The sequence below is a fragment of the Streptomyces sp. NPDC127068 genome (assembly GCF_042724695.1).
Classification (GTDB): Bacteria; Actinomycetota; Actinomycetes; order Streptomycetales; family Streptomycetaceae; genus Streptomyces.
Window position 1 is genome coordinate 17,566 of sequence record NZ_JBHXEN010000078.1, and the last position, 11,759, is coordinate 29,324.

Sequence of the window (11,759 nt, forward strand, 5' to 3'; positions counted from 1 at the left end):
CTGGCTGGAAAACGAGGGCGGACAAGACCGCGGGGTTCCCCTCGCCGTCCTGCCCGTGGCACGGCTGCCGGACTGACCGTTCGGGCGGCCGGGGAGGTGCGCCCCTGGTGCTAGCGTGCGGCGATGCCCACTCACGCGACGCCCGCGTCACTGTTATCCGTCCTGAGGACTCAGAACCAGGAACGTCTCTACGACTTCTACCGGGACCTCCGCACCACGGACGACCTCTTCTGGGACCGCCGGGTGGGCGCCTGGGTCGCCACCAGCCATGCCGTGGTCAGCAGCACGGCGAGTGACCCACGCTTCTCCTCGATCCGCTACCCGGACATCGGGGCGGTCTCCGAGGAACTACGGCCGCTGGCCCGGGTCCTGAGTCAGCAGATGCTCTACAGCGACGCCCCCGACCACGCCCGGCTGCGCGCCCTGCTCAGCAGGGCCTTCACGCCCCGGGCCGTGGCGGCGCTACGCGACCGGATCTTCGACGCGGTCGACCAGATCATCACCCGCGCGGCGCCGACCGGCCGGTTGGACATCGTGGCGGACCTCGCCCGCCCGCTGCCCCTCGCCGTCATCTGTGACCTCTTGGGGGTCCCGGAGGAGGACCGGTCGACCGTGTCCTCGTGGTCGGACCCGGTCGCCGCGGCCATCGGCAACTCCCGGCTCGACGCCGACGAGAGCAGAGCGGCCTCGCAGAGCATGGCGCAGATGCTCGACTACCTCCGCGGGCTCCTGCTCCACGAGGACGGTCCGCCCGCGCCCCACAGCCTGCGCGCACTCCTGGCCACCGGGATCGACAACCCCGATCAGGACTTCGAGGAACTCCTCGCCAACTGCGCCCTGCTCCTGATCGCCGGCCACGAGACCACCACCCACTTCATCGGCAACGCCGCCCTCGCCCTCCTGGAACACCCGCAGGCCGCCGAGCAACTCCGCGACCAGCCGGACCTGATCCCCGCCGCCGTCGAGGAACTCCTGCGCTACGACAGCCCGGTGCAGTTGATGCTGCGCCGGGCCCGGCACGATCTGGAGCTGGCGGGTCGCTCCCTCGCGGCCGGTCAGCCCGTGCTCCTGGTGTGCGGCGCCGCCAACCGGGACCCGGAGGCGTTCCCCGACCCCGACGTGCTGGACTTCCGGCGTCCCGGTGGGAGGCACGTCGCCTTCGGGTACGGGCCGCACTTCTGCCTCGGTGCGGCGCTGGCCCGACTGGAGGGCGTCATCGTGCTGGAGGCGTTGCTCACCCGGCTCCCGGACTGGAAGCTCGTGGGCACCGCGCCGAGCTGGCAGCGCAGTCTCAACTTTCGCGGACTGACCAGCCTGGAGATCGCCTTCACGCCCTCGCCGGACGGTCACCCGGGCCAGCCCGCGCCCGGGTGAGCAGGCGACCCGCCGGCCGCCCTACCCGCGCACCCCACCCGCGCTGGAAGGCCGGCCCGGCCCGGCGTCCGACCGGGTGTGCGGTGCGCATCGCACACCCGGGGGGACGGGAGGCGTCCACCGCGCTCGTACAAGAGGGGTGGTCCGGTGGCTCGTACCGTCATGGAGTCTGTGCAGAACGCCGGTCACCCGCCTTGCGGGTAGGTGTGAACGACGTAGGCCCAACGTGCCGCGCCCATCGCCAGAAACGCCAGTGACGGCGCCAGCCACCAGGGGCTCAGGGTCCGACGCCGCACCGGGAGCAGGGCGAGCAGAGAGGTCGTGGCGCCGAGCACGATCAGGAGGGCGGACGCGAACTCAATACCGGTCAGCGTCTGTTCGTCCCAGGCTCCCTGCGGCTGGGCAGCGAGGGCGCCGTAGGCGACGTAGGCGTTCAAGAGGTTCGCGAGGACGAGGACCGTTCCCCACGGCCCTCGCAGCAGGCCGGTCACTTCAGGGCACTCCTCGCATCGTCCAGGTTCTCGTCGAAGCCACGACCGTATGCCTGGGCCTTGTCATCCTGCCAGTAGGGTCCGCCGTTGTAGCGGGCAGCGAGTTCCTGGCGTTGTTCGCGCGTCAACTCGTCCGCCGGCACGTCGGCGAACCCGCTCTCCTCCTTGAGCATGGCCAGGTAGTCGGAGGCGATGAAGATGTTCTGCCCGGGCTCTTGGAGTGCTGCCTCGATGGTGTCCCGTTGCCCCTCCGTGAGGTTGGCCGGGTCGTAGCCGAGTACCTCGGCGGCTCTTCTCACCTGGATGGCTATGGGGCCGAAGGACGTCTCGTCCGGTGCGCCACCGAGCCGCGAGGGCAGGTTATCCGGAGTGACGGGCAACCAGCCGTCCTCGGCCAGTTCGCGGACGGTATCGACTCCGTCGTCCATCCAACCCCACTGGCCGCCCACCTCCTGCCAGGCGATCCCGGCGACCATGTCGGGTGGTAGACCGGACCGTTGGGCCGCCGCGGAAATGATGTCCCTGTTCGCCGCGATCCACTCGCGACGCTCTTCCGCGTCCCGCGGCACGGCCCAGTACGCGTCGGTGGCTTCGGGGAATTCGGTGAGGCGCATCCTGATGTCCATGAGGGACGGCGATACGTTGTCCCCTGCCACCGGTGTGGTGAACTCTGCCTTGGCGCTCCTCCCGGGCAGGTGAGTGAGGGAGTCGTTCCTGGCTTCGGCGGCCTCAGCCCGGAGCGCGGGTATGGATCCCACCAGGGTCTTCGCATCGACGAAGTCGCCACCGCGGAAGTCGGGCAGAGCCTTGTACGCCTTGTCCAACGCCGCGGTGCACGCGCTTCGTGCCTCGCTCTCCGTCTCCAGAGCGCGGTGATACGCCGCGCTGGCCTGGCCGTGGGCGCGGTTCGCTTGGTCCTTGATGTCGTCAATGTCCACGGTGAGTTCGGCGGCCCAGTCGAGGAATCCGGTCGTACCCCGTAGGTCCTCCCACTGGCGCATTGTCCCGGCGTCTTGCGCCTCGCGGGTCATGGCGTCCGCGACCCGGGACACGAGGCCGGCCAACGTCTCTTCCGCTGATCTGCCGTCCGCGTAGTGGGACTTTGCCGTCTCCAGCGCCGCCGCGTAGTGCAGGAGTGCGCTCTGCGCCTTGTCGTAGCCCTCGGCCAGGTGTGTGATCAGGTTGCGTGCCTCGCGGAGCCTGTTGTCGTAGGGAGTGCGGTTCTCGCTCACCCACAGCGTGTGGGTGGCAGCTCGCTTCGCGCCGGGCTCGACATCAATCAGCAGATCACGCAGCCTCTTGAACTCCAAGGCGTTGCGCTCCACGAGTGCGGGGTTGCATTCCTCAAGGAACCTGACGTCCTCTTGATAGGTGTAGGCCAATGGGCTCACCTATCTTCCGGGGCCGTGTACCGGCCCAGCTCGAGGAGGGCATTCATCATGCCCTCGGCCACCGCCCCGTCGTAGTCCACGAAGGTGCCGTTCGCTTCCCTGAGCCGGGTGGACAACGCGGCGAGAAGCGATGTCACGTCTTGGTACTGGTCGTCGGCGAAACGCGCGAACCGATCGACCTGTGCCGCGACGTCCGGGTGTGAGCGGGGCGCACGTGCCATCGTGCAGAGATCGCCGTCCGGTCGTCCCTGGTAGAGAAGTCCTGACAATTCGATGAGGTAGTTCGCATTGCCGTTGAGCGAGCTGTGAGTGACGCGGAGCCCGTCGCCCTCGGCTCCTTGCCCGCCACCCCTGCTGGTTCCGCTCTCGGCGGGATACTGGTTGAGTTGCATCTGTGTCGAATGCCGCTGTGCCGCTTGCGTCTTGAGCTGTTCCCATTCGTCCCAGGCCATGGTGTCCCCGTCTCCTGGCGCTCTGCGGATTCCGTGATCCACCCGACGGCGGGGGCCGACCACCTCCGGTAGTGGTCTCGACTGCCGCGTCCTGGTGGGCACCGGTGGGTGCGCCTGCCCCTCGGGTGCCCGTTCGAGGCGTTTCCGAACCGTGACCGTCCCGCAGCGGAGGGAGCAACCCCCTGCGGCCCCCGGAACCGCACCCCACCCGCGCTGGAAGGCCGGCCCGGCCCCGCATCCGACCGGGTGTGCGGTGCGCATCGCACACCCGGGGGGACGGGAGGCGTCCACCGCGCTCGTACAAAATGGGGAGGCCCCGGAACGGGGTGGTGGTGGGTCCCGGTCGAGGGGTTGCGCGGAGAGCGGGCCGGGCCCCATAGGATTGGGGCCAAAACCCACCACTCACCTTGAGGATCGCTGCATGCCTGGCATCACGCGCGAGGAGGTCGCTCACCTCGCTCGGCTGGCACGCCTGGACCTGAAGAGCGAAGAACTCGATCACTTCGCCGGTCAGCTCGACGACATCATCGGCGCGGTAGCCCGCGTCGCCGAGGTCGCCGACCAGGACGTTCCACCGACCTCCCACCCGCTGCCCCTGACGAACGTCATGCGCGCGGACGAGGTCCGACCGTCGCTCACCTCCGCGCAGGCGCTCTCCGGCGCCCCCGCTCAGGAACAGCAGCGCTTCAAGGTCCCGCAGATCCTGGGGGAGGACTGATCGCCATGGCCGACACGAACAGCATCATCAGGCTGACCGCCGCCGAGACCGCGGCGCGCATCGCCTCCGGCGAGCTCACCGCCGTCGAGGTCACCGAGGCCCACCTGGCCCGGATCGAGGCCGTCGACGAGAAGGTCCACGCGTTCCTGCACGTGGACCGCGAGGGCGCCCTCGCCCAGGCCCGCGCGGTGGACGCCAAGCGCGCCGCCGGCGAGGAGCTGGGTCCGCTCGCGGGCGTTCCGCTCGCCCTGAAGGACATCTTCACCACCGAGGGCATCCCGACCACCGTCGGTTCCAAGATCCTCGAAGGCTGGATCCCCCCGTACGACGCGACCCTCACCAAGAAGCTGAAGGCCGCGGACGTCGTCATCCTCGGCAAGACCAACATGGACGAGTTCGCCATGGGGTCCTCGACGGAGAACAGCGCGTACGGTCCGACCGGCAACCCGTGGGACCTGACCCGCATCCCGGGCGGCTCCGGCGGCGGCTCCTCGGCGGCCCTCGCCTCCTACCAGGCGCCGCTGGCGATCGGCACGGACACCGGCGGTTCGATCCGCCAGCCCGCCGCGGTCACCGGCACCGTCGGCGTGAAGCCGACGTACGGCGGGGTCTCCCGCTACGGCATGGTCGCCTTCTCCAGCTCGCTGGACCAGGGCGGCCCCTGCGCGCGCACCGTCCTCGACGCGGCCCTGCTGCACGAGGTCATCGGCGGTCACGACCCCCTGGACTCCACCTCCATCGACGCCCCGGTGCCCCCGGTCGTGGAGGCCGCCCGCAACGGCTCCGTGGCGGGCATGCGGGTCGGCGTCGTCAAGCAGTTCCGCGGCGAGGGCTACCAGGCCGGCGTGGTGCAGCGCTTCGACGAGTCGGTGGAGCTGCTGAGGGAGCTCGGCGCCGAGATCGTCGAACTGGACTGTCCGTCCTTCGACCTGGCGCTGTCGGCGTACTACCTGATCGCGCCCTCCGAGTGCTCCAGCAACCTCGCCCGGTTCGACGCCATGCGCTACGGCCTGCGGGTCGGCGACGACGGCACCCGGTCGGCGGAGGAGGTCACGGCGGTCACCCGTGACGCGGGCTTCGGCGACGAGGTCAAGCGCCGCATCATGCTCGGCACGTACGCGCTCAGCTCCGGCTACTACGACGCGTACTACGGCAGCGCCCAGAAGGTCCGCACCCTGATCACCCGGGACTTCGAGAAGGCGTTCGAGCAGGTCGACGTGATCGTGTCGCCGACCACCCCGACGACCGCGTTCCCGATCGGTGAGCGGGCCGACGACCCGATGGCGATGTACCTCGCCGACCTGTGCACCATCCCGACCAACCTGGCGGGCAACGCGGCCATGTCGCTGCCCTGCGGTCTCGCCCCGGAGGACGGCCTGCCGGTGGGCCTCCAGATCATCGCCCCGGCGATGCAGGACGACCGGCTCTACAAGGTCGGTGCCGCCGTCGAGGCCGCGTTCGTGGAACGCTGGGGTCACCCGCTGCTTGAGGAGGCACCGTCGCTGTGAGCGCACTGACCAAGGCCAAGGGCTTCAAGAAGTCCAAGTCGGGCACGTACCTGTCCATGGCCACGACGGCCTTCGGCGCCGTCAGCATCGTCAAGCAGGCCCGCAAGGCCCGCTCCGAGCACGACACGCTGCGGCTGGTCGACGCCGCCGTGTCCGCCGCCGCCATCGTCACCGGACTCGCGATCCTCTACCGGGAGCTCAAGCGCCTCGGTGACGACGACGTCCTGCTGGGCTGAGAGGGAAGTTTCACCGTGACTGTCACGACCGACCTGGTGTCGTACGAGGACGCGCTCGCGTCGTACGACCCCGTCATGGGCCTGGAGGTCCATGTCGAGCTGGGCACCAGGACCAAGATGTTCTGCGGCTGCTCCACGGAGTTGGGCGCGGACCCCAACACGCAGACCTGTCCGACCTGCCTCGGCATGCCGGGCTCGCTCCCGGTCGTCAACGCGATCGGCGTCGAGTCCGCCATCAAGATCGGTCTCGCGCTGCACTGCGAGATCGCCGAGTGGTGCCGCTTCGCCCGGAAGAACTACTTCTATCCGGACATGCCGAAGAACTTCCAGACCTCCCAGTACGACGAGCCGATCGCCTTCAACGGCTACCTGGACGTCCAGCTGGAGGACGGCGAGGTCTTCCGCGTGGAGATCGAGCGCGCCCACATGGAGGAGGACACCGGCAAGTCGACCCACGTCGGCGGTGCCACCGGCCGCATCCACGGCGCCTCCCACTCGCTGCTCGACTACAACCGGGCCGGCATCCCCCTCATCGAGATCGTCACCAAGCCGATCGTCGGTCCCGGTGAGCGGGCCCCCGAGGTCGCCAAGGCGTACGTCGCCGAGCTGCGCGAGCTGATCCGGGCGCTCGGCGTGTCGGAGGCCCGGATGGAGATGGGCCAGATGCGCTGCGACGTCAACCTGTCGCTGCGTCCGCACGGCCGGGAGAAGTTCGGCACCCGCAGCGAGACCAAGAACGTCAACTCGCTGCGGTCCGTCGAGCGGGCCGCCCGCTTCGAGATCCAGCGGCACGCGGCCGTCCTGAACGAGGGCGGCACCATCATCCAGGAGACCCGCCACTTCCACGAGGACACCGGTTCCACCACCTCGGGCCGGGTCAAGGAGGAGGCCGAGGACTACCGGTACTTCCCCGAGCCCGACCTGGTGCCGGTGGCCCCGTCCCGGGAGTGGGTCGAGGAGCTGCGCGCCGGTCTGCCGGAGCTGCCGCGGGCCCGCCGCAACCGGCTGCGCGAGGACTGGGGCGTCACCGAGCACGACATGCAGTCGATCCTCAACGCCGGTGCCGTCGACCTGATCGCCGCCACCATCGAGGAGGGGGCCGACTCGACCGCCGCCCGCAAGTGGTGGATGGGCGAGCTGGCCCGCAACGCCAACGAGTCCGGCGCCGCGCTGGACACCCTGCCGATCACTCCGGCGCAGGTCGCCCGGGTCGCCGCGCTCGTCGCGTCCGGCGACCTCAACGACAAGCTCGCCCGGCAGGTCATCGAGGGCGTCCTCGCGGGCGAGGGCACCCCCGACGAGGTCGTGGAGAAGCGGGGCCTCAAGGTCGTCTCCGACGAGGGTGCGCTGACCACCGCCGTCGACGAGGCCATCGCCCAGAACCCGGGCGTCGCCGACAAGATCCGCGGCGGCAAGGTCGCCGCGGCGGGTGCCCTGGTGGGCGCCGTCATGAAGGCCACCCGGGGCCAGGCCGACGCGGCCCGGGTCAAGGAGCTGATCCTCGCCCGGCTCGGAGTCGAGGGCTGACGTCCACGTAGTACGCGCGGGGGGCGGTGACCGGTGTCCGGTCACCGCCCCCTTCGTCGTGCCCGGGGAACGGGCCCGGAGACCACAGCGGCACTCGGGCTTCCGTGAGGAGAACCACGAACCGGTGTGAGGAGAACCACGAACCGGTCAAAGGATCTTTTCATCCTGCAAGAGTGGCATCAGCTTGTTCATGCGTTCTTTGCGGGCGGTTCCGCGACATTCCCGGAGGATCTTCGTGATTCTCCTGCGGGCCGTGCGGCCCCACCGGGGTGCCGGCTGTTCCCGATGAAGACCCGACGAAGCACCCTGGGAGTTCAGCGGTGGCAGCACTCGCGCGCTGGTGCGTAAGGCACCGCCTGGTCGCCGTCCTCATCTGGCTGGCCACCCTCGGCGGCACCGCCACCGCCGCGGCGCTCACGGGTTCCGCGTACTCCAACGACTACGAGGTGCCCGGCACCGAGTCCGGTCGCGCCACCGAACTCCTCGCCCGGGGCTTCCCGGGCTCGGGCGGCGACAGCAACACCATCGTCTGGCACACCGCACACGGCACCGTGCGGGCCGCCGAGGTCGAACGGACCATGGGCCGCGTGCTCGCGGAGGTCGCCGAACTGCCGGCGGTGGCCGCGGTCGCCGGGCCGTACGCTCCTGCCCCTACCGGTGCCGGTGCCGCAGCCGCAGCGGATGCCGATGCCGATGCCGATGCGGGCACCCCGGCCACCGACCGGATCAGCGCCGACGGCCGCACCGCCTACGCCACCGTCACCTTCGACCGGCCCGTGGGCGAGCTGACCGCCGCCGACGCCCGGGCCGTCCTGGACCTCGCGGAGCCGGCCGCCACCGAGGACCTCACGGTCGCCCTCGGCGGCAGCGCCATCGCCCTCACCGAACCGCTCGGCGGCCACCTCGCGGAAGCCGTGGGCGTCGCCGTCGCCGCCGTGGTGCTCTTCCTCGTCTTCGGCTCCCTGGCCGCTTCCCTGCTCCCCATAGCGACCGCCCTGGTCAGCGTCGGCACCGCCTACGCCGGGACCGTGCTGCTCGGGCACGCCATGACCGTCGCCGACTTCGCCCCGATGCTCGGCATGCTCATCGGCCTCGGCGTCGGCATCGACTACGCCCTGTTCATCGTCACCCGCCACCGCCAGGGCCTGCGGCGCGGACTGTCGGTCGCCCGGGCCGCCGAGCAGGCCGTCGCCACCACCGGTCGCGCCGTGGTGTTCGCGGGCGCCACCGTCTGCATCGCCCTCCTCGGCATGCTCGTCCTGCGCCTCGGGTTCCTCAACGGGGTCGCCATCGCGGCGTCCCTGACCGTGGTCCTCACCGTCGCCGCCTCGGTCACCCTGCTGCCCGCGCTGCTGTCCTGGATCGGCCCGCGCGCCCTCAGCCGCCGGGAACGCCGCCGCCTCGCCGAACAGGGGCCCGAACCGGCGACGGGCACCCCGCCCAGCGGGCCGGCCGCCCGGTGGTCCGCCTTCGTGGAACGCCACCCCAAGCTGCTCGGCGCCCTCGCCCTGGTCGCCGTCACCGTGCTGGCGCTGCCCGCCCTCTCCCTCCACCTCGGCACCTCCGACCAGGGCAACAACCCGAAGGGCTCCACCACCCGACAGGCGTACGACCTGCTGGCCGACGGTTTCGGGCCCGGCGTCAACGGCCCCCTCACCCTGGTCACCGAGATCCGCACGGCCGACGACCCGGACGGGTCGGGCACGGCGGACCGGGCCGCCCTCGACGCACTCGCGACCACCCTGCGCGGCACCGAGAACGTCGCCTCGGTCGGCCCCGTCACCCCCAACGCGGCCGGGGACACCGCCGTGCTCACCCTCGTCCCCGAATCCGCCCCGCAGTCCGAGCGGACCAGCGAACTCGTCGACCGGTTGCGCACCGAAGTGCTGCCCGCCGCCGAGCGGGGCACCTCACTCGACGTGCAGGTCGGCGGGGTCACCGCCGGGTACGACGACTTCGCCGAACTCATCGTCGGCAAACTCCCGCTCTTCGTCGGCGTCGTCATCGCGCTCGGCTGCGTCCTGCTGTTGTTGGCCTTCCGCTCGATCGGCATCCCGGTGAAGGCCGCCGTGATGAACGTGCTCGCCGTCGCGGGCGCCTTCGGCGTGGTCGTCGCCGTCTTCCAGTGGGGCTGGGGCAGCGAACTGCTGGGCCTCGGCCGGGCCGGACCCATCGAACCGTTCCTGCCGGTCATCATGGTCTCGGTGCTCTTCGGCCTGTCCATGGACTACCAGGTCTTCCTGGTGAGCCGGATGTACGAGGAGTGGCTGGCGACCGGGGACAACCGCCGGGCCGTGCGGGTCGGCCTCGCCGAGACCAGCCGTGTGATCAACTCGGCCGCCGTGATCATGATCGCCGTGTTCCTGGCCTTCGTGCTCAGCGGTGACCGGGTCATCGCCATGTTCGGCATCGCGCTCGCCGCGGCCGTCGCCCTCGACGCCTTCGTGCTGCGCACCCTGCTGGTCCCCGCCCTGATGCACCTGCTCGGCGGCGCCAACTGGTGGCTGCCCCGCTCCCTGGACCGCGTCCTGCCCCGCATCAGCATCGAGCCGCCGGAGTGCCGCCCCGACCACCCGCACGGACGTGCGAGGATTCCCGGGCGGCGCGTGGAGCACGCCCCGCAGCAGACCCGTGCGGGCGCGGACCTCTGACCGCGGCCGCCCCGCCGCACCCCGTCCCGCACCAGGGACGAGCCGGAAACCCGAAGGACGCAGCCATGTACGCGAGGACGCTCGGTGACGACGGGGCCGAACTGCGCCCCCTGGAGCCCTGGCAGGCCGAGGAGTTCCTGGCCCACCTCGACCGCGGACGCGACTTCATCAGCCGGTACGTCGCCTTCGGCACCAACGCCCACGACGTGGACGGGGCCCGGGCCGTGCTCCAGGCGTACGCGGACAAGCGGGCCGCGGACAACGGCGGCCTGCACGGCATCTGGCTGGACGGCACCCTCGTCGGCGGACTCCTCTTCCGGATCTTCGACGCCGACAGCGGCAACTGTGAGCTCGGCTGCTGGCTCGAACCCGCCGCCGCCGGCCGCGGCCTGGTCACCCGGGGCGCGCGCGTCCTGCTGGACTGGGCGTTCGGGGAGCGCGGCATGCACCGCGCCGAATGGGTCACCTCCACCGCCAACGAGCCCAGCCGCCGGGTCGCCGAACGGCTCGGCATGCGGGTCGACGGGGTGCTGCGGGAGAGCTACCCGTACCGGGGCGTGCGCCACGACATGGAGGTGTGGTCCGTACTGGCGCCCGAGTGGCGCGGCGCGGAGCAGGGCGGCTGACGGGGCGGGACCCGGTGGCGTGTCGTTAAGGAACCTCTCAGACGGCGTCCGTACGGTGCCCCCATGGCAACACAGACCGACAAGAGCGCCGCCGCGGGCACCGACGCGGACACCGCCACCGGAGCGGACCCGGCCGCCGCGAAGGGAGCCGGGGCGCAGGAGTCCGGCGCCGACCGACCCGCCGGCACCTCGGGGGACACCGCAGCCAAGGGCGACGGGGCCGAGGGCGCCCTCACCGACGCGGACCCGGCAGGCGCCGACAGCACGGACGGCGCGGACCTGGATGACCTCGACGAGCTCGACGCCCCGGTGGGCAAGGTCTCCTCGGGCGTCGGCGCGGGTGCCGCGGCGGTCCTCTCGGCGACCCTCGGCGTGGTCGGCCTCAGCGGCGGTTGGCTCGGTTCCGTGGCCTCCGCCCGGCAGTCGCTCATCGGTCAGCTGGAGGCGTCCTCCTCCGGTGGCGGCGACGTCGCCGCCCAGATCCAGGGCGTGTACGGGGACGCCTGGCAGGCCGCCGCGCTGGTCGGTGGCGCCTTCGCCCTCGCCGCCCTGCTGATCGGTGCGTTCACCCTGGCCCGGCCCGCCTTCGGCGCCCCCGAGTCGGAACCGGCGCCGTGGATCAAGTCCGTGGCCTGGGCGGGAGTCGGCCTGGGCCTCGTGGGCCTGCTGCTCGCCGTCGCCAAGTACACCGACCTCCTCCTCGGTCTGCCCTCGGCGACCTGACGCCGCACCTCTGACGCGCGCACGACCGCAGACACCCGTCGGCGGGGTCCCTCCAGGGGACC

The 11,759-nt window shown here is 71.2% G+C and carries 11 protein-coding genes; 8 read left to right on the plus strand and 3 right to left on the minus strand.

What is annotated here, in order from left to right; genetic code table 11:
• Positions 1–123: 123 nt before the first annotated feature.
• A complete protein-coding gene (locus ACFWIA_RS32660; RefSeq protein ID WP_387010878.1) occupies positions 124–1,374 on the plus strand; it encodes a cytochrome P450 in 1,251 nt (416 codons plus the stop codon).
• 185 nt (positions 1,375–1,559) lie between these two features.
• Here ACFWIA_RS32660 and ACFWIA_RS32665 read toward each other — a convergent pair whose 3' ends face one another.
• From ACFWIA_RS32665 to ACFWIA_RS32675, 3 genes are read right to left on the minus strand one after another with little or no spacing between them, the layout of a single operon-like run.
• Positions 1,560–1,865, minus strand: coding sequence for a hypothetical protein (locus tag ACFWIA_RS32665; protein ID WP_387010879.1), 306 nt, complete (start codon positions 1,863–1,865; stop codon positions 1,560–1,562).
• A complete protein-coding gene (locus tag ACFWIA_RS32670) occupies positions 1,862–3,247 on the minus strand; it encodes a hypothetical protein (RefSeq protein ID WP_387010880.1) in 1,386 nt (461 codons plus the stop codon). Before ACFWIA_RS32670 ends, ACFWIA_RS32665 begins: the two co-directional genes overlap by 4 nt.
• A gap of 5 nt (positions 3,248–3,252) precedes the next feature.
• Positions 3,253–3,708: a hypothetical protein gene (locus ACFWIA_RS32675; RefSeq protein ID WP_387010881.1), complete on the minus strand. Its 456-nt coding sequence runs from the start codon at positions 3,706–3,708 to the stop codon at positions 3,253–3,255.
• A gap of 421 nt (positions 3,709–4,129) precedes the next feature.
• On the opposite strand from ACFWIA_RS32675, the gene gatC reads away from it, so the two are divergent.
• From gatC to ACFWIA_RS32710, 7 genes are all read left to right on the plus strand, one after another.
• A complete protein-coding gene (gatC, locus tag ACFWIA_RS32680) occupies positions 4,130–4,426 on the plus strand; it encodes an Asp-tRNA(Asn)/Glu-tRNA(Gln) amidotransferase subunit GatC (RefSeq protein ID WP_385496214.1) in 297 nt (98 codons plus the stop codon).
• A 5-nt stretch (positions 4,427–4,431) separates the two neighbouring features.
• Complete coding sequence (gene gatA, locus ACFWIA_RS32685) at positions 4,432–5,934, plus strand: Asp-tRNA(Asn)/Glu-tRNA(Gln) amidotransferase subunit GatA (RefSeq protein ID WP_387010882.1); 1,503 nt, start codon at positions 4,432–4,434, stop codon at positions 5,932–5,934.
• Between the two features lie 56 nt (positions 5,935–5,990).
• A complete protein-coding gene (locus ACFWIA_RS32690; RefSeq protein WP_351239983.1) occupies positions 5,991–6,170 on the plus strand; it encodes a hypothetical protein in 180 nt (59 codons plus the stop codon).
• A 15-nt stretch (positions 6,171–6,185) separates the two neighbouring features.
• A complete protein-coding gene (gatB, locus tag ACFWIA_RS32695) occupies positions 6,186–7,697 on the plus strand; it encodes an Asp-tRNA(Asn)/Glu-tRNA(Gln) amidotransferase subunit GatB (protein ID WP_387010883.1) in 1,512 nt (503 codons plus the stop codon).
• Positions 7,698–8,017: 320 nt separating this feature from the next.
• Positions 8,018–10,348, plus strand: coding sequence for an MMPL family transporter (locus tag ACFWIA_RS32700; RefSeq protein ID WP_387010884.1), 2,331 nt, complete (start codon positions 8,018–8,020; stop codon positions 10,346–10,348).
• Positions 10,349–10,413: 65 nt separating this feature from the next.
• Positions 10,414–10,974, plus strand: coding sequence for a GNAT family N-acetyltransferase (locus ACFWIA_RS32705; protein ID WP_387010885.1), 561 nt, complete (start codon positions 10,414–10,416; stop codon positions 10,972–10,974).
• Positions 10,975–11,037: 63 nt separating this feature from the next.
• Positions 11,038–11,697, plus strand: a complete 660-nt coding sequence (locus ACFWIA_RS32710) for a hypothetical protein (protein ID WP_387010886.1) — start codon at positions 11,038–11,040, stop codon at positions 11,695–11,697.
• Positions 11,698–11,759 lie beyond the last annotated feature (62 nt).